Here is a 17,235-nt window from a genome sequence, read left to right as displayed (position 1 = left end):
GGAGAGGGCCGTGACGACGATGACGAACGCGTCCGTACGCGAGTTCAAGATGCCGGACGTGGGCGAGGGCCTCACCGAGGCCGAGATCCTCAAGTGGTACGTCCAGCCCGGTGACACGGTCACCGACGGCCAGGTGGTGTGCGAGGTCGAGACGGCGAAGGCGGCCGTCGAACTCCCCATCCCCTACAACGGCGTGGTCCGCGAGCTGCACTTCCCCGAGGGCACCACGGTGGACGTGGGCACGTCCATCATCGCGGTGGACGTCTCGGGCGGTGCGGCACCGGCGGCGGAGGAGGCACCCGCCCCGGTCGCCGAGCCCGCCGCCGCACCGGCCGAGCAGTCGGCGGAGCCGGAAGCGGAGCCGGCGGCGGGCTCGGGCCGCCAGCCCGTACTGGTCGGCTACGGCGTGGCGACGTCCGCCACGCGCCGCCGCCCCCGCAAGGCGGCGCCCGAGGTCTTCGCCCAGCAGGCGGCGGCCACGGCGGTCCAGGCGGAGCTGAACGGCCACACCCCGGCCCCGGCACCCGTCCCGGCGTCCCCCGTCGGGCAGCCGGTCGCCGACGGACGACTGCGCCCGCTGGCCAAGCCGCCGGTGCGCAAGCTGGCGAAGGACCTCGGCGTCGACCTGGCGGCGGTCACCCCGACCGGCCCGGACGGCATCATCACCCGCGAGGACGTCCACGCGGCGGTGGCCGCGGCCCCGGCACCCGCGGTCCCGGCTGCCACCCCGGCCGTCCCGGTCCCGACTCCGGTCCCGGTGTCGTACGACACGGCGCGCGAGACCCGCATTCCGGTCAAGGGCGTCCGCAAGGCGACGGCGGCGGCGATGGTCGGTTCGGCGTTCACGGCGCCGCATGTCACCGAGTTCGTGACGGTCGACGTGACGCGCACGATGAAGCTGGTCGAGGAGCTCAAGCAGGACAAGGAGTTCACCGGCCTGCGGGTGAACCCCCTGCTGCTGATCGCCAAGGCCCTGCTGGTCGCGATCAGACGCAACCCCGAGGTCAACGCCTCGTGGGACGAGGCGGCCCAGGAGATCGTGGTCAAGCACTACGTCAACCTGGGCATCGCGGCGGCCACCCCGCGCGGCCTGATCGTCCCGAACATCAAGGACGCCCACGCCAAGACGCTGCCCCAGCTCGCCGAGTCCCTCGGTGAACTGGTGTCCACGGCCAGGGAGGGCAGGACCTCCCCGTCCGCGATGCAGAACGGCACGGTGACGATCACCAACGTCGGCGTCTTCGGCGTCGACACGGGCACGCCGATCCTCAACCCCGGCGAGTCGGCGATCCTCGCCGTCGGGGCGATCAAGCTCCAGCCGTGGGTCCACAAGGGCAAGGTGAAGCCACGTCAGGTCACCACCCTGGCCCTGAGCTTCGACCACCGCCTGATCGACGGCGAACTGGGCTCCAAGTTCCTGGCCGACGTGGCCGCGATCCTGGAACAGCCGAAACGGTTGATCAGCTGGGCGTGACGGCTGTGAGCCGAGTAGGTTCATCAAGGAGGGGCGCCGCAACTTCGGATTGCGACGCCCCTCCTGCCGTACCGGTCCCTCAGACCTGATGGAGCACGTACACCGGAGCCCCGTCCTCGGTCCCGCCCCGCGAGCGAATGCAGGCGTGCTTGCGCAGCAGCCGGAGGCATTCGTTGACGCGGTGCACGGAGAGTCCCGTACGAGCGGCGATCGACTCCAGCGGCTCGCGCAGTTCACCCTTCTCGACGAGTACCGGGGCGATCACCACGGCCACCGTCCACACGTCCTCCGTCACGGACAGCCGCTGCCGCCAGTCGGCCAGGACCGTTTCGGTGGTGGGCAGCGCGGTGAGGTGGACCTTGGGCGGCCGACGTTCGAGGACGAGGGTGTCGAACCGGTCCGCGATCTGTTCCATCGCCCGCACCATGGCCTGCTGCACGGCGAGGGTCGCCTGTTGTACGGCGAGCGTGCCCTGCTGTGCGGCCAGCATCTTCCTCTGCAGGGCCAGCGTCTCCTTGTGCAAAGCGATCGATTCGCGCTGCCCGTCGGCCAGTTCCTCGTCCGTCTGGAGGTTGTGCGCTTCCAGCCGGACGATGGCCTCGGCGACCTGTTCCGGCATGGCGTAGGCGATGGGAGCACCTGGCTCGGGTGACTGCACCTCGGCCTCGTCGAGAGAGTAGGAGCCCTCGCGCTGAACGGTCTCGATGACTTCGGCGACCCATTGCTTGAAGGGGGCGCAGGCCGGTTTGGTACAGGCGTTGACGAGGAGAATGAGACCTTGGAGAGAGATGACATTCAGGTCTCGACGCCACTCTCTACCTGCGGGAATGCTGAGACCGTAAGCTCCACTTACGGTCTCGAGAATCTCTCGGTGCTCGTCGGGAAGATGATCTGAGAGCGCCTGCCGAGAGTTGGTGTGTCCGAGTTCCTTGCAGACATCCACCGCCGGGAACCAGTGCGTCCCGTCCGGCATCGTCAGTCTCCGGATCCGGGCGCCGGTCGCCGCGTACACGAAGTCGCTGACGTCGATCGCCTCGTGCCGCTCGGCGTGCTTCGGTCGTTTGCTGGGTTCGTTCATGCGAACCACCTCCGCTGCGGAACGTAGAGCGGGGCTGAGTGCATATGCCAGCCAGTTCGAGGAGGTTCACGACTGCGAGCGAAGAAGATCGAAACCGCTGTACCGGCCGATGGAAGTGTGTATGGCGGACGGCAGCGTGAGGCAGGGGAAAGGGGCCCACCGGAAGGGGGTGGGCCCCGTGTGCGTGGGCCGTTTACGCGGAGACGCCCTGGTTGTCCGTCTGGGTGGACAGCAGGTGTCCGAACAGTCCGCCGGCGCGGAGCCAGTCCAGTTCCAACGGGGTATCGATGCGACAGGTGGCGGCGCCGTCCCACAGCACGTGGTCGCCGCGACGGACCCGGACGGTGGCGTTCGTCGAGGACGCCAGGTCGTCGATGCCGAGGAGATCGATCTCCTCGGTGCCGTCGAACAGTTCGGGGGACGGGCCGTCCCATTGGACCGGCAGGACGCCGAGGGCGACCAGGTTGGTGCGGTGGATGCGTTCGAAGCTCCGTGCCAGCACCGCGCGCACACCGAGGAGCCGAGTGACCTTGGCCGCCCAGTCGCGTGCGGAGCCCGCTCCGTACAGGTCGCCCGCCACGACGACGAGCGGGGTGCCCCGCGAGCGGTGGTACTCGGCCGCGATGTGGACGGGCACCGGGGGCTCGTCGGGCGCGGTGCGGGTCCAGCCGCCTTCCCTCTCGGGGGCCAGGTGGTTGGCCAGGCGTGGGTTCGCGAAGCCGCCCCTGATCATGACGTCGTGGTTGAGGCGGCGGGAGCTGAAGGTGCCCAGGGCCCGCTCGTCGACTCCTCGCTCGATCAGCCATCGGCCCGCGGCGGAGTCGGGCAGGATCCGCGCGACCGGCGAGATGTGATCGGTGGTCACCGCGTCACCGAGTACCAGCAACGGACGGGCGCCCAGCAACTCTCCGCCGACCGCCGACCCGGTCAGGTGCGCGTCGGTGAAGGGGGGCCGCCGGATGCTGCCGGCTTCGCCGTCCCACGGGTAGGTGTCGTCCCGTGGATGGTCGAGCGCCAGCCATCGCTCGGTGGTCAGGGGCCGGCGGGCTCCGCGACCCAGCGAAGCGGCCTCATGGGCGGACAGCAGCTCGTCGATCTCGCTCTCGTCCGGCCAGAGGTCGGCGAGGACGACCGGTGAGCCGTCGGCGGCATGACCGAGGGGGTCGACCTCCAGGTTCGTCCGGACGTTGCCCGCCAACGCGTAGGCCACGACCATGGCCGGCGAGGCGAGGTAGGCGTGCGCGACCTCGGGGTGGATGCGGCCGGTGAAGTTGCGGTTCCCGGAGAGGACCGCGGCCAGGGCGGTGTCCTCGGCCCGCGCCGTCGCATCGAGTGCCGGGCTCAGGGGACCGGAGTTGCCCATGCAGGTGCCGCACCCGAATCCCGCGACGTGGAAGCCGAGTTCGTCGAGGTGCTTCTGCAGACCGGCCGAGGTCAGGAGGTCGGCCGCCGACCTGGAGCCCGGTGTCAGTGAGGTCTTCGTCCAGGCCGCCGACCGGAGACCCGCCTCGACCGCGTTGCGTGCCAGGAGGCCTGCGGCGAGCAGGGAGCGCGGGTTCGAGGTGTTGGTGCAGCTCGTGATCGCCGCGATGGCCACGTCGCCGTCCTGAGGCCCGGCGGCACCACGGGATGCGGGGACCTCGGCCGGGCTGAGCGCTTCGTGTGGCCGCGCGGGTCCTGCGAGGGTGGTCGAGATCGAGTCCAGTGCGACGGTCAGCTCGGTGTCGTAGCGCGGGACCGGGACGGCCGGACCGTGCAGCAGGTCCTGTGCCTTCAAGTACTGCTCGGTCAGGTGGACCTGTTCGGGCGAACGACCGGTGGTCGCCAGGTAGGCGATGGTGCGGCGGTCGGCCGGGAACCACGCCATGGTCGCGCCGTACTCCGGAGCCATGTTGGCGACCGTCGCGCGATCGGGCACCGACAAGGAGGACAGACCAGGGCCGTGGAATTCCACGATGGACCCCACGACGTTCAGCTCACGCAGTCGTTCGGTCAGGGTCAGGGCCAGGTCGGAGGCGAAGACGCCCGGGGCGAGCCGTCCGGTGAGCTCCACACCGACGACGTGCGGCACACGGATCATGATGGCCTGACCGAGCGCGGCGGCGGTGGCCTCGATCCCTCCCACGCCCCAGCCAGTGACGCCCAGGGCGTTGATCATCGTGGTGTGCGAGTCGGTTCCGACCAGTGCGTCGAGCGCGGCGATCCGCGTGCCGTCGGACTCCTCGGTGGTCACCACCGGGGCGAGGACCTCGAGGTTCAGCTGATGACAGATGCCCACGCCGGGAGGCACGACCCGGAGTCCGGGAAGCCGTTCCTGGGCCCACCGCAGGAACCGGTAGCGATCGTGGTGCCGCGCGTACTCCAGGTCGATGTTGCGTGACGCAGCGGCTCCGCTCGCGTACTCGTCCACCTCCAGGGCGTGGTCGACGACCAGGTCGAGCGGCAGCACCGGCTCGAGCGCCGAGCCGTCCAGGCCGTCGGCGGCGGCCCGCTCGAGCAGGGTGATCAGGTCGGCCAGGACCGGGATGCCGGACGCGTCCTGCAGGAGGACCCGGCCGGGGAAGAACGGGACCGCCGCGGTTTCGTCCCGTCGAGTGATCGCATGTACATGCTCGGGGAGCACCTGCGGATGTCCCTGGTGGCGCAGGATGCCCTCCACCAGCGTCCTCAGCGACCAGGGCAGATCACTGAGGGGCCCGGCGCCGTTGGCCTCGGCGTCGGCCAGACTGTAGTACTGCAGGGGAACCCCGGGTGCGTCCTCGACCGGCAGCTCCCTGAGGCACCCGAACGCGTCCGGCGCGGTGAACGGCGTGCTCACGGTGTCTCCGTGGTCGCGGTGGTCGCGGCGGTCTCCGTGGTCGCGGCGGTCTCGGTGGCCCATGTCCGTTCCGCGTGGCCGACATAGGTCGGGAGGAGCGGCGGAGGCATCGGACCCTTGATACGGCGGCCGCTCTGGGACTCCTCCCAGCTGTGGGCCAGCACGCCGACGGACCTCGACAGGATGAAGAGTCCACGGGCGAGTTCGGCGGTGAAGCCGAGCTCGGCGTAGATCACGGCGGTGGCGCCGTCGATGTTCATCGGGACGGGGCGCTCCCGCCCGACCGACAACCGGGCCTCCAACTCCAGGGCCGCGGCGAGGTGACGACCGGCGACGACCCCGGCGTCGACGGCTTCCTGGACGAACTCGAGGAGCGGGTCCCGGCGCGGGTCGCGGGGGTGGAACCGGTGGCCGAAACCGGGGATGTAGGCCCGGCGTTCGCGGTGGGCGGCGACCTCGGCGGCAACGGCCTCCCGCAGGGAGACCCCGTCAGCGCTCTCACCGCCCTCGCCGTCTCCGCTCGCGGTGACCAGTCGCTGCAGGAGCTCGACGCACTGCTGCCCGGCACCGCCATGGACGTCCCCGAGCAGTCCGACACCGGTGGACATCGCGCCGTGCAGTCCCACACCGCACGTGGCGGCCATGCGGGCCGCCGCGATGGAGGGCGCCTGTGGTCCGTGGTCCACCGCGGCCACGAGTGCCTTCTCCAGAAGCGCCGCCTGGGCGGGGGACGGCATCGAGCCGCGGACCATGGTCCAGATGGTCTCCACGAAGCTTGCCCGGCGGATGAGGTCCTGGACCGGGTATCCGCGGAACCGGATGACGCCGGGCTCGATGTCCGACACCTCGGTGGTCCACCAGTCGGCCACCTTGCGGGTGGTCACGGCGTCGAGTGCCGCGGCGCGTGCCGGCGTGGTCCGGTCCACGGGCTCGTTCCGGCCCGCGCCTGCGTTGTCGGTGGTGTCCGGTCGGGTTCTCATATGGCTCCCTCCTCGCGGAAGTCCTCGATCTGGTCGGCGGTGAACCCGATCTCGCGCAGGATCTCCTCGGTGTGCTCGCCGAGTGCGGGGGGCGGCGAGGAGGGTTTCACCGCCTGCCCGTCGACATGGGTCGGCAGTCCCAGGACCTGGACGGTTCCGGCCGGCGCGACGGGCATCCGCACCTCGGAGACCAGTTCCCGGTGCTCGACCTGTGCCGAGGTGAGCGTTTCGGGGACCGACATCACCGGAGCGGCCGGGACCCCCGTGTCCAGCAGGACCTCGTCCCATTCGGCGGCGGTCTTCTCCTTGAGCGAGATCTCGAGCTCGTCGCGCAGGAGTTCACGGTTGCGCTTGCGGTCCTCGCGGGTGACGAAGCGGGGATCGGTGACGAGTTCCTCGCGGTGGAGGACCGTGCACAGCGTCTCGAACTGTTCCTGCTTGTTGGCCGCGATGTTGAGCATGCCGTCAGCGGTGGCGAAACTGCCCGACGGCGCCGAGGTCATGTTCTCGTTGCCCATGGGTACGGGCTCCTGGCCGGTCACCAGGTGGTTGGAGACCACCCAGCCCATGGAGGTGATGGCCGCGTCCAGCATGGAGGTGTCGAGACAGGCGCCCTGCCCCGTGCGCTGCTGCCTGACGACGGCGGCGCACACGGCCATGGCGGCGGCGAGGCCGCCGAAGCTGTCGCAGACCGGGTAGCCGACGCGCAGAGGCGCGGATCGGGTGTCACCGGTCACGCTCATGATGCCGGAGAGGCCCTGGATCACCTGGTCGTACGCAGGGCGGCCGCGCATCGGCCCGGTGGCGCCGAAGCCGGAGACGGCGCAGTAGATCAGACGGGGGTTCAGTTCCCGCAGTCGCTCCCAGCCGAAGCCGAGGCGCTCGAGGACCCCTGGGCGGAAGTTCTCCAGGAGCACGTCGGCATCGGCCAGCAGCTCTTCGAACACCTTCTTGCCGCCGTCGGTCTTGAGGTTGACCGTCACGGACCGTTTTCCGGAGTTCTGGGCGAGGAAGGAGACGCCCATCCGCGCGGCGCTCAGTTCGGGATCGGCGCCGAGCTGGCGTGCCAGGTCACCGCTCCCGGGTGTCTCCACCTTGATCACGTCGGCGCCGAGCAGGGCGAGTTGATAACCGGCGAACGGTCCGGCGAGCACATTGGTCATGTCCAGGACTCGAACGCCCTCGAGCAGGTCTGCGGTCACAGGAAGGCCTCCACGGTGCCGAGCCCGACAGCGCTGATCTGCCGGGCTGCTTTGGTTGCGGCGTCGACGTACTGGGTGACTCGGTCGGCGGTGAACCGAGAGGTGGGGCCGCTCATGGAGAGCGCGGCGAGGAGACGACCGTCGGCGGCCGTGATCGGAGCCGCCACCGCGGAGGCACCCAGTTCGCGATCGCCGTGCGTGATGGCGAAGCCGGCCTCGCGGGTGCTCGCGGCCCCGGTGCGCAGCTCCTTCGCGTCGACGCGTGCGTCCTGTTCGGACAGGGCGTCCAGCACGGTGTCCGGGCAGCCACCGAGAAGCACTCTGGCCGCGGCACCCCCGGTCATGGGGTACGGCTCACCGACTCGCACCACGCTCCGTACGGTCGTGGTGCCCTCGACCTGGGCCACGCAGATGCGGTGCAGGTCCTGACGGATGTAGATGTTCACCGTCTCGCCGCACTCGTCGCGCAGGGCCGTCATCACCTGCCGGGCCTCGGCGCCCACTTCCCACATCGCCTCGGCCAGCTTGACCCACCGCAGGAACGCGGGACCGACGCTGTAGGTCGATTCGCTGGGGCTGGTGATGATCCCCGGGTTGCTGAGCGTGCTGAGCAGACGGACGACCGTCGACTTGGGCAGACCGGTGAACTCGACGAGTTCACGCAGTGAGCGGACCCTGTGCTCGCCGTCGAAAGCTCTCAGAAGGTCGAAGGCGCGAGTCACGCTGCGCACGCCGCCGTCGGCTGCGGCCGCTGAAGGCAATGTCATGCCGCCAGCATAGGTCCATCAGATGGTTCACGTAAACCACCTAATGGATTGAGTATGCATTGACGCGGCGAGTTCCGCGTGATTCCATCCGTGACACGCGCCACGGAACCGTCAGGTGATTGAAGCGAACCATCCAGTGGTCAGTGCAGGCCGGCGAGGAGAACCCATGACCATCACCTCGAACCTCGAGGAACAGCGCAGAACCGAAGCCGGTGATCCGAGCATGGCGCGGCGAGCCGCCGTCGCCGGCGGTGTCGGCACCGTCATCGAGTACTACGACTTCAGCGTGTACGGCTTCCTCGCGCTGACCCTGGCACCGCTGTTCTTCCCTCAGCAGGACCCGGCCACGGCGACGTTGGCGGCGCTGGCCCTGTTCGCCTCGTCCTACGTGGTGCGGCCGGTCGGCGGATGGTTCTTCGGCATCCTCGGCGACAAGCGGGGCCGGCGCTTCTCGCTCGTGGCGACCGTCATGATCATGTCCGCTGCCTGCGTCGCGATGGGCCTGCTGCCCACGCACACCGACATCGGGATCGCGGCGACGGTGGCGATCGTCCTGGTGCGCCTGGTGCAGGGATTCGCGGCCGGCGGCGAGATCGGCGGCGCGGCCACGTATGTCGCCGAACTGGCGCCTCCCGGCCGCCGTGGCCTGTACGGCAGCTCGACCGCGATCGGGGCGACGCTCGGCTTCGCCGTGGCCGCGGCCGTGGTGGGAGCGGTCCGCCTCGGGGTGAGTCCCGAGCAGATGGCGTCCTGGGGGTGGCGGGTTCCGTTCCTGCTGTCGGCCGTCTTCGCCGTCCTGGCCCTGTGGGCGCGGCTGCGCATCGAGGACAGCCCGAAGTTCAAGGAACTGGAGGAGCGTCGCGACGGAGCGGCCGTGGAGAAGCGCCCGCTGGTGTCGGTGATCCGGGAGCACCCGGTCTCGGTGCTGCGCGTGCTCGGCCTCTCGATCGCCCTGAACGGAACCGTCTACATCGGGCTCACCTACTTCGGGATCTTCCTGGAGCTGAAGGGCAATGTCTCGCCCACCGCGGTTTCCTGGACCGCTGCCGTGGGCATCGCGCTCGCGGCCATGACCTATCTGTTGCCCGGCCTGCTCTCGGACAGATTCGACCGGAAGCCCGTCCTGGTCGCCGCCTACCTCGCGTTCATGGTGATCGCCTGGCCCGCGTTCCTCGTCCTGTCCCACACGAGCAGCCTGCCGGCGATCGGCCTCGTCTACTTCGTCTTCATGTTCTTCAGCGGATGGGTGCAGGTGCCCACCTGGGCGCTGGTCGCCGAACTCTTCCCGACGAAGGTCCGCTTCACCGGCATCGCGCTGGGATACAACCTGGGGGCGATCGTCGCCGGCGGAACCGCGCCGTTCATCGCCGAGACCCTCGTGCAGAGCACCGGGTACGACACCAGCCCCGCGGGCTGGATCATCCTGGTCGCACTGATCGGTCTGCTCAGCGTCGCCTCAGTGGGACGGACCGCCTCCAAGTCGCTTCCGCACCTCTGAGGGAGAGGGGAACCCATGGGCAACACCACGGCGAACAGCCACATCGCACCGCCTGACCCCACCCTCGATCCCGAGGAGCGGATCGCCCGCTTCGTGGCTCACACGCAAGCAGCCGACATTCCCGCGGACGTGCTCGACGTCGCCCACCAGGTCCTGCGGACCGTGTGCGGTACCGCGGTCGCGGGAGCCGCGCAGGACGGGATCGCCGAACTCCGGCAGTTGGTCGTCACCCAAGGGGGGCGAGCGGAGGCCAGGTCCTTCGTCCACGGAGACCACCTGACGGCCCAGAGCGCCGCGCTGCTCAACGGCTCCATGGCGCGTGCGCTGGACTACTGCGACACCATGGTGCCCGGACTTCATCTCGGGTCCTCGGTCGTGCCCGCGGCATTCGCCGCCGCGGAGCTGCGTGGAGGCTGCACCGGGGCCGAACTCCTGGCCGCGCTGGCCGTGGGTCTCGAGGCAGGTGTGCGGTTCAACCTCACCGAGGAGCAGTACGGCGGGCTGGACCCGACGGGCGTCGCCGGCCTGATGGGAGCCACCGCTGCCGCGGCGCGGGCCGCCGGTCTCGACGCGGAGCACACGCTGCACGCGCTGGCGTTCTCCTTCAACCGTTGTTCGGCGAGTTTCCAGAGCAATGTCGACGCGTCCCTGGCGGTGCGGCTCATCCAGGGATGGACCGCGGCCTCGGCTGTGCAGAGCGTGCAGTTCGCCCAGGCCGGACTGACCGGGCCCCGTCACTTCATCTCCGGCCCGTTCGGATACGCGCGACTGTACGCACGAGGCGAGCGCTCCCCGGAGTCGTTCGCCGACCGGATCGGCCGTCACTACGACCTGGAGGGGATCTTCTTCAAGAAGTACCCGAGTTGCGGGCTCACCCAGGGAATCACCGAGTCGGCCCTCCTGGCACTGGGGGACGACTCGGTGAACACGCGGGAGATCGAGCGGGTGGACGTCTTCCTGCCCGACTTCGCCTTCAAGCTCATCGGCAAACCCTTCGAGGCCGGTACCAACCCGCGGGTCAACGCCCAGTTCAGTGCGCAGTACTGCGCTGCGAACGCTCTGGAGCGGGGATCGTCGTCGCTCAGACACTTCGAACCCGAACAGGTCGCCGAACTGGGCGCGTCCGCCATGATCTCGCGGATCCACGTGCACTTCGACCCCGCACTCACCGGCCATTCGGCGTCGCGGTTCGAGCTGCGCACCGCTGACGGAGGCCGGTGGGTCAGAACCCTCGAGATCGGTCCGGGATATCCGGGCAACCCGCTCACTCCTGAGGACCACGCGCAGGGGTTCGACGACTGCGTGGGCTACGCGCCCTGGGGCCTGCGGCCCGAACAGGTGCGGGACCTGAAGAGAATGACCTCGGACCTTGCCGCGGTCCAGGACATACGTGATGTCGTGTCCGCGTTGATCAGTCCGAGCGCGGTGCCACTGGCGACTCGTGGGAGTCGTGCGGCGTGATCGAGCGAGGAGTCCGTGCGGATCGATTCCGCACGGACTCCTTGTCGTTGTGCCAGGCTCGCCGTGTCAGGCCGTGTCAGGCCGTGTCGGGGCGGATCGGAGCCGGCGAGGGCCGGCGCCGTCCTCTCCGCCGGCTCACGGCCCCGGGCGTGCCCGGCGCCGTCGACCGGGAGACCCGGCGCGCCGGCCACGACCGAGACCTTCACACAGCCGCCTCAGGAGCGGCATGATCATCACAACGGGGAGGCGGGGCAGGCCGCATGGCCTGCCTAGACTGTTTCCCGAGCAGAAGAGACCGCGCAGCCACGGATGTGAGACAGCCGTCTCGCATCGACAAGACTCCGGGAGGCCACCCCATGGGCGACGAGCTCGATGAGTTCTTTGTCGAGGAGGTCGAGGGGGGCGACGGGGAGAAGTCCAGGACGCTGAACCTGGCCGACAACCCGACAGTCCTGCTGGTGTGGGCCGCCAACCGTTTCAACCGGAGCTTCTCCCGGCATTACCAGAACGAGTTCGGCATCAGCGCGATGGAGTGGCGGATGCTGGTGATGCTCTGCAAGGAACCGGATGTCCCGGTGACCGCCGCCAGCCCTGTCGTGGGCTACGACAAGGGCGCGGTCAGCCGGTCGCTGAGCAAGCTCGCCAAGCTCGGCCTGGCGGAGGCCAAGGTCCTCGGCAACAACCCGCGCAACCGGCTGTGGCATCTCACGCCCGCAGGGTACGAACTCCACGACCGGATCCTCAGGTCGGCTCTGGAACGCCACAAGCAGGTGCTCGCCGGATTCACTCCCCAGGACGTGGAGAAGTTCAACGAGATGCTCAGGCTCTTCGGCGAGAACGCCGAGAACCTGCCGGAGTGACGGCAGGCCGGGGCCGGCGCCATGGGAATGGCGCCGGCCCCGGCCGGAACACCGCCTCAGGCGGGACGTCGCTGATCCTCGACCACTCCGAGCGGTGTCGGCACGACGGTCCCCGTGGTGTCGAGGAGCGGGCCGATCCAGTCCGTCGCCCGGGCCTGGTAGTTGTTGATCGCGTGGGTCTGCGTCGCCATGAGGTCCGTCAGATAACGCCCGAACGGCTGTGCGTTGTAGATGCCGGTGCCGCCCGCGACGCGGTACAACTCGGTGCCGTACCGGGCCGCGCGTGCGGGGATGTGCGCGGACTGGAAGCGGAACTCCTCCAGTCGCTCGTCGCTGACCTCGGGACCTCCGCCGGCCTCGGAGATCATCGCGGCGTAGTTGGCGTACAGCCGCCCCTTCGCCTCCGAAACGAAGGAGTAGGCCTCGGCCAGCGCGAGGGCGGTGGCCGGGTCGACCCTGGGCCGGCGCTTGCCCCTGTTGAACTCCACCAGGGCGTCCGCCATGCCCTTCAGGGCGCCGAGCGCCGTCGGTGCCTGGGTGGCCCGTGAGAAGACCTGGAAGAACGGGAGCCTGAACAGCAGACCCGTGTTGAGCGCCAGGCCCGGTGCGGTTCTCCGGTGCACCTCGGTCCAGGTCAGGCTCCGGTGGTCGGGAACGAACGCGTCCTCGACCACGATGTCGTTGCTGCCGGTGGCCCGCAGACCGGACACGTCCCAGTTGTGGACGATCTCGTAGTCCTCGCGCGGGAGCAGCAGCACGTGGCTGCCGACCGGCCCCGGTCCGGGGGTCGGTTCGCCCTCGATGTTGGCCCCGAGCAGCGCCCAGTCGCAGTAGTCGCTGCCGGAGGAGAAGGACCACCGTCCGGACAGGCGGTACCCGCCGTCCACCCGCCTGGCCGTCTGGGGTGCGTACGGCGAGCTGATCAGGGTGGTCGTGTCCGAGGACCAGACGTCGGACTGTGCGCGGGGGTCGAAGAAACCCAGGTGGAAGTGGTGGATGCCGACCACGCCCAGGACCCACCCCACCGAGGGGTCGCCCTCGGCGAGGATGGAGGTCACCTCGAAGGACTCGATGGGAGTGAGCTCGTACCCACCGTGGGCCCGGGGCTGCAGCATCTGGAAGAAGCCGGCCCGCTGCATGTCCGCGATCGTCTCGGGCAGCAGCCGGTCCTGCCGGGCCTGCCGTGCCGCTCGCTCCTTGAGGACCGGGACCAGGTCCCGGGCCCGCCGCACCAGCGGCGAGGTGCTGAAGTCGCCCAGGAGGAACGCGTGGATGTCTCCGGTCGGTTCGACGTCACCGGTCAACCGGTCGGGGTGCAGCGCGAGGAGCTCGGTCATGGGGCGTTCCTTTCCGCGGTCGTGCAAGGCTGCTGTGGCAGGTCCACTGACGGGACGTGTGAGGGGTTCACCTGGGCTCGGGCCGGGCCGGCTGCTGATCGGCGGGGACGTCGACCTCGCGGGCCCGGTCGCGCAGAGTGGCGTCCGCCCTCAGGAGGTGCTTGGCGACCTTCCCGGTCGGCGTGAGCGGCATGTCCTGGGTGAGGAGGACGTAGCGGGGCCGCTTGATCCGGGCCAGCCGGGCGCCGCAGAAGTCGGCGACCTCCTGCTCGGTCAGGAGGGAGTCCGCACGGGGCGTGGCGACCAGCAGGATGTCCTCGTCGCCCATCTCGGACGGCACTCCGACCGCGGCCGCCAGCACCACCTCCGGATGCTCGGCGACCACCCGGTCGAGCTCGGCTCCGGAGACGTTCTCGCCCCGCCGGCGGATGATGTCCTTCTTCCGCGCGACGAAGTAGTACCAGCCGTCCTCGTCCCGTCGCACCAGATCGCCGGTCCTGAACCAGTCGCCCTCGAAGGCGTCGGCCGTCTGTCCGGGTTCGCGGAAGTACTCCAGCATCACGACGGGCGTCCGTACCCAGAGCTCCCCGACCTCGCCGTCGGGAACGTCCGCACCGGCTTCGTCCACGATGCGGCACTGCGCCCACGGCCGTGCGGGATCAGGATGCCGGCAGAGCCTGCCCATGCTGCCCGGCCTGGCCTCCGCGTCGTACGGGGTGCTCAGGATGCCCGGGATCTCGGTCATGCCGTACCCGCCCACCAGGTGGGGCACCTCGAACCGCTCCCGGAACGCTCGGGTGCTCGCCTGCCGGATCCCGTAGATCTTGCGCAGACCGTGGCCGGGCACGTACTCGTCGGCGGGCCGGTTGAGCAGGATCGCGCTGATCGCCTCGATCATGTTGACCTGCGTCGCGCCGAGCCGCTCGACCGTGGGCCAGAAGCGCGAGGCGGAGAAACGCGGTTCCAGCAGGAGGGTGGCACCGGCGGCGAGCGCTCCGGCCACGGAATAGAGCAGGCCGTTGACGTGGAACAGCGGAAGGACGGTGAGCACCCGGTCGTGCGGCTGCAGTCGCACCCGTTCCACGAAGCTCTCTCCGGCGGCGATCACGCTCTGCTGGCTGTGCAGGACGCCCTTCGGGAAACCGGTGGTCCCCGAGGTGTAGATCATGACGCACGGAGCCTGCCGGTCACCGCCGACCGGCTCGATCGGCTCGGCGTCGAGGAGCCCGCCGTCGAGCCGCTGGATCCAGGCGGAGCTGTCGACGTCGTCGCGTGCGGCCTCGGCGACCGGTTCGGCGGCCTCGTCGCAGAGGATCGCCCGGGCACCCGACTGACGGAGCACGTAGGCCGCTTCCTCCACCTTGAAGTCGGGGTTGACGGGCACGAACACCGCACCCAGCCCGGCGGCGGCCAGCAGGGCGAGTACGTGCCAGTCGCTGTTGCGGCCCATGACGAGCACCCGGTCCCCGGCCTCCACCCCCCTGTGCCGGAGGTGGCCGGCCAGCCGTCCCGTCGCGTCGGCGGCCTGGGCCCAGGTCCACGAACGCTCACCGCACACCAGCATCGGACGGTCCGGATCCGCCGCGGCCCGGCCGGCCACCAGGTCGGTCAGGGTGCCATCGTGCTCCCGGTAGAGAGCGAGCACCTCGGCCGAGGTGTACCGATCTCCCCACTCGTCAGTCATGCGTGGTCTCCTGGGGATCCGAGTACGGGATGCCCTCCCTGGTGAGCTGCCAGATGGTGCGGGCGGAGGGCTGGGCGAACTCCTCCACCACGTGGCCGAGCAGACCGCCGGCCCGGGACACCACGGCAAGTCCGCGACCGGCCTTCAGCGGGATCCCGATCTCCAGGAACAGCGCGGCGATGGCCCCCGTGGCGTTGACGGTGAGGTGACGGCCGCCCCGGGCCGCGTCCACCTCGCGGCTCAGCCGCCGCAGCAGGTCGACGTAGCGGCCGGTGATCCCGTTCTCCTCGGCCACCTTGAGGAGGGTGACCGCGCGCGGGTCGTCGGGCTTGTGCAGGCGGTGCCCGAATCCCGGTACCGGCCGCTTGGCGCTCACGTACTCCTGCGCCACGCGCTTGCAGTAGGCGTCCGGGTCCTCGCCGCTCTCGACACCCTCCACCAGCAGTTCGGCGCAGCCCTCCATGGTTCCGGCGAACACCGGCCCGACCGACAGCAGTCCGGCGGCGATCGCCACCTGCACGTCGTCCGGCACGCTGTCGGCTGCCAGCCTGGTGATGATCGACGTGGGGGTCCACCCGTGCTCCATGAGCGTGACCAGGCAGGCGTCGAGAACCCGTGCTTCGGGCGGCGTGGGCATCCGGCCGACGGACAGGAAGTAGATCATGTCCGTGAAGCTGTGCCGGCCGATGAGGTCCTCGCACAGGTCCTTCCCGCGGACGGTGATCGAGGTCGCGTCGGAGGTCGCGATGTGGGTGCGGCTGCCGGTCATCGTGCGGTTCCTGACTCCGGTGCCGGCGCGGAGCCGACCAGTTCGTCGTGATATTCGTCGAGCGCGGGCGCCGTGGTGCCGAAGCCTGCTCGCACGCCGTTGATGCTCAGCGGCAGCCCGGTGAGCTTGAGCCGCTCGTCGGCGTTGTCCAGGACGATGTCCATGGCGTGGGTCTGGGGGTGCTCCAGCACCTGCGGGATCGAATGGATGGGTGCGCACGGTACGCCGGCGCGCTCCAGACACGCGATCCAGTCGGCGACGGTGCTGCGGCCGACGAGTTCGGAGATGAGCGGAAGCAGCGTGGCCCGGTTCTCGTTGCGCGCGGCGTTCGTGGCGAAGCGGGGGTCGCTCGCCCACTCGGGCTTCTCCAGGGCCGCGGCCAGCTTGGCGAACAGGCGGTCGTTGCCCGCGGCGATGATGAACGGGCCGTCCGCCGCCTCGAACGCGCCGTAGGGGGTCAACGAGTTGTGACCGGTACCGACCCGGGGCGGGATGGTGCCGGTCGCCCCGTAGTCCGCGATGTGCCGTCCCGCCCAGCTGACGGCCGTCTCCAGCAAGGAGGTCCTCACCTCACCGCCGACCCCTGTCGACTGGCGTTCCAGGACCGCGGCGAGCACGCCGATCACGGTCCACATGCCCGTTCCGAGGTCGACGACCGACGGACCCACCCGGGAGGGCGGACCGCTCGGGTCGCCGTTGATGGCGATGAGACCGGAGAAGGCCTGCAGCAGCGGCTCGTAGCCGGGGCGGTTCGCCATCGGACCGGTGTGACCGAACGCCGACATCGAGCAGTAGATCAGCCGGGGGTTCACGGCCCTGAGCGTCTCGGCGTCGGCCCCGAGCTTGTTCTCGACCCCCGGGCGCAGGTTGTGGATGAAGACGTCGGCGTCGCGGATGAGGTCGAGGAAGACCTTGTAGTCGGCCTCGTCGTCCAGCGACAGCACGACGGACCGCTTGTTCCGGTTCATCATGTGGAAACTGACCGAACTGTCGCCCACGAACGGCGGGCCCCAGCCGCGCGCGTCGTCCCCGCCGGGCTTCTCGACCTTGATGACCTCGGCACCGAGGTCACCGAGGATCAACGAGGCGTACGGGGCGGCCAGGTTCTGGCCCATCTCGACGACCTTCAGGCCCGGAAGCATTCCGAGCGGCTTACCCGCTCCCTCGTTTCCCCGAACTCCCACAGCTTTCTCCTAGCGGCTTGGGCCCGGGCACTGGAGAACCCGGCGCGAACCAATCAAGTTGTTGTGGTGTCAACAACATCCTCAGGTCATCTTGTTGTGTTGTCAACAGCAATCCGGGGCGCT

General features: G+C 69.7%; 13 protein-coding genes. 4 read left to right on the top strand and 9 right to left on the bottom strand.

Annotated elements, in window-relative coordinates:
• Positions 1–10: 10 nt before the first annotated feature.
• Positions 11–1,474: a dihydrolipoamide acetyltransferase family protein gene (locus AC6F7H_RS12925; protein WP_500757163.1), complete on the top strand. Its 1,464-nt coding sequence runs from the start codon at positions 11–13 to the stop codon at positions 1,472–1,474.
• Positions 1,475–1,553: 79 nt separating this feature from the next.
• On the opposite strand, the gene AC6F7H_RS12920 is transcribed toward AC6F7H_RS12925, so the two are convergent.
• The 5 genes from AC6F7H_RS12920 to AC6F7H_RS12900 all read right to left on the bottom strand — a co-directional run bounded on the left by AC6F7H_RS12920 (position 1,554) and on the right by AC6F7H_RS12900 (position 8,319).
• Complete coding sequence (locus tag AC6F7H_RS12920; protein WP_500757162.1) at positions 1,554–2,552, bottom strand: BRO-N domain-containing protein; 999 nt, start codon at positions 2,550–2,552, stop codon at positions 1,554–1,556.
• A gap of 193 nt (positions 2,553–2,745) precedes the next feature.
• Positions 2,746–5,370, bottom strand: coding sequence for an aconitate hydratase (locus tag AC6F7H_RS12915; protein WP_500757161.1), 2,625 nt, complete (start codon positions 5,368–5,370; stop codon positions 2,746–2,748).
• Entirely contained in the window at positions 5,367–6,350 is a 984-nt protein-coding gene (locus AC6F7H_RS12910; RefSeq protein ID WP_500757160.1) for a citryl-CoA lyase, read from the bottom strand. Before AC6F7H_RS12910 ends, AC6F7H_RS12915 begins: the two co-directional genes overlap by 4 nt.
• Positions 6,347–7,552 (bottom strand): CaiB/BaiF CoA transferase family protein, encoded by a 1,206-nt coding sequence (locus AC6F7H_RS12905; protein ID WP_500757159.1) that lies wholly within the window; start codon positions 7,550–7,552, stop codon positions 6,347–6,349. Before AC6F7H_RS12905 ends, AC6F7H_RS12910 begins: the two co-directional genes overlap by 4 nt.
• Complete coding sequence (locus AC6F7H_RS12900; protein WP_500757158.1) at positions 7,549–8,319, bottom strand: IclR family transcriptional regulator; 771 nt, start codon at positions 8,317–8,319, stop codon at positions 7,549–7,551. The genes AC6F7H_RS12905 and AC6F7H_RS12900 overlap by 4 nt, the downstream gene beginning before the upstream one ends.
• 166 nt (positions 8,320–8,485) lie before the next feature.
• On the opposite strand from AC6F7H_RS12900, the gene AC6F7H_RS12895 reads away from it, so the two are divergent.
• The 3 genes from AC6F7H_RS12895 to AC6F7H_RS12885 all read left to right on the top strand — a co-directional run bounded on the left by AC6F7H_RS12895 (position 8,486) and on the right by AC6F7H_RS12885 (position 12,138).
• Positions 8,486–9,817 (top strand): MFS transporter, encoded by a 1,332-nt coding sequence (locus AC6F7H_RS12895; RefSeq protein ID WP_500757157.1) that lies wholly within the window; start codon positions 8,486–8,488, stop codon positions 9,815–9,817.
• Between the two features lie 15 nt (positions 9,818–9,832).
• Positions 9,833–11,278: an MmgE/PrpD family protein gene (locus tag AC6F7H_RS12890; protein ID WP_500757156.1), complete on the top strand. Its 1,446-nt coding sequence runs from the start codon at positions 9,833–9,835 to the stop codon at positions 11,276–11,278.
• Between the two features lie 356 nt (positions 11,279–11,634).
• Positions 11,635–12,138, top strand: coding sequence for a MarR family winged helix-turn-helix transcriptional regulator (locus AC6F7H_RS12885; protein ID WP_500757155.1), 504 nt, complete (start codon positions 11,635–11,637; stop codon positions 12,136–12,138).
• Between the two features lie 56 nt (positions 12,139–12,194).
• Here AC6F7H_RS12885 and AC6F7H_RS12880 read toward each other — a convergent pair whose 3' ends face one another.
• The 4 genes from AC6F7H_RS12880 to AC6F7H_RS12865 all read right to left on the bottom strand — a co-directional run bounded on the left by AC6F7H_RS12880 (position 12,195) and on the right by AC6F7H_RS12865 (position 17,112).
• Positions 12,195–13,475: an acyl-CoA dehydrogenase family protein gene (locus AC6F7H_RS12880; protein WP_500757154.1), complete on the bottom strand. Its 1,281-nt coding sequence runs from the start codon at positions 13,473–13,475 to the stop codon at positions 12,195–12,197.
• Positions 13,476–13,542: 67 nt separating this feature from the next.
• Positions 13,543–15,159, bottom strand: coding sequence for a class I adenylate-forming enzyme family protein (locus AC6F7H_RS12875; protein WP_500757153.1), 1,617 nt, complete (start codon positions 15,157–15,159; stop codon positions 13,543–13,545).
• Positions 15,152–15,928 carry a citryl-CoA lyase gene (locus AC6F7H_RS12870; protein ID WP_500757152.1) on the bottom strand — a complete coding sequence of 259 codons (777 nt, stop codon included), beginning with the start codon at positions 15,926–15,928 and terminating at the stop codon, positions 15,152–15,154. Before AC6F7H_RS12870 ends, AC6F7H_RS12875 begins: the two co-directional genes overlap by 8 nt.
• Complete coding sequence (locus AC6F7H_RS12865) at positions 15,925–17,112, bottom strand: CaiB/BaiF CoA transferase family protein (RefSeq protein ID WP_500757151.1); 1,188 nt, start codon at positions 17,110–17,112, stop codon at positions 15,925–15,927. Before AC6F7H_RS12865 ends, AC6F7H_RS12870 begins: the two co-directional genes overlap by 4 nt.
• Positions 17,113–17,235 lie beyond the last annotated feature (123 nt).

Source organism: Streptomyces sp. MMS24-W38 (assembly GCF_059889265.1).
The sequence above is the reverse complement of the archived record's forward strand: the minus strand, read 5'-3'. Positions and strand labels throughout refer to the sequence as shown.

What these genes read in the sequence shown, in the direction of transcription:
- AC6F7H_RS12895 (WP_500757157.1), top strand. Translation starts at nt 8,486, where the DNA reads ATGACCATCACCTCGAACCTCGAGGAACAGCGCAGAACCGAAGCCGGT.
- AC6F7H_RS12900 (WP_500757158.1), bottom strand. Translation starts at nt 8,319, where the DNA reads ATGACATTGCCTTCAGCGGCCGCAGCCGACGGCGGCGTGCGCAGCGTG.
- AC6F7H_RS12880 (WP_500757154.1), bottom strand. Translation starts at nt 13,475, where the DNA reads ATGACCGAGCTCCTCGCGCTGCACCCCGACCGGTTGACCGGTGACGTC.
- AC6F7H_RS12910 (WP_500757160.1), bottom strand. Translation starts at nt 6,350, where the DNA reads ATGAGAACCCGACCGGACACCACCGACAACGCAGGCGCGGGCCGGAAC.
- AC6F7H_RS12890 (WP_500757156.1), top strand. Translation starts at nt 9,833, where the DNA reads ATGGGCAACACCACGGCGAACAGCCACATCGCACCGCCTGACCCCACC.
- AC6F7H_RS12920 (WP_500757162.1), bottom strand. Translation starts at nt 2,552, where the DNA reads ATGAACGAACCCAGCAAACGACCGAAGCACGCCGAGCGGCACGAGGCG.
- AC6F7H_RS12870 (WP_500757152.1), bottom strand. Translation starts at nt 15,928, where the DNA reads ATGACCGGCAGCCGCACCCACATCGCGACCTCCGACGCGACCTCGATC.
- AC6F7H_RS12885 (WP_500757155.1), top strand. Translation starts at nt 11,635, where the DNA reads ATGGGCGACGAGCTCGATGAGTTCTTTGTCGAGGAGGTCGAGGGGGGC.
- AC6F7H_RS12875 (WP_500757153.1), bottom strand. Translation starts at nt 15,159, where the DNA reads ATGACTGACGAGTGGGGAGATCGGTACACCTCGGCCGAGGTGCTCGCT.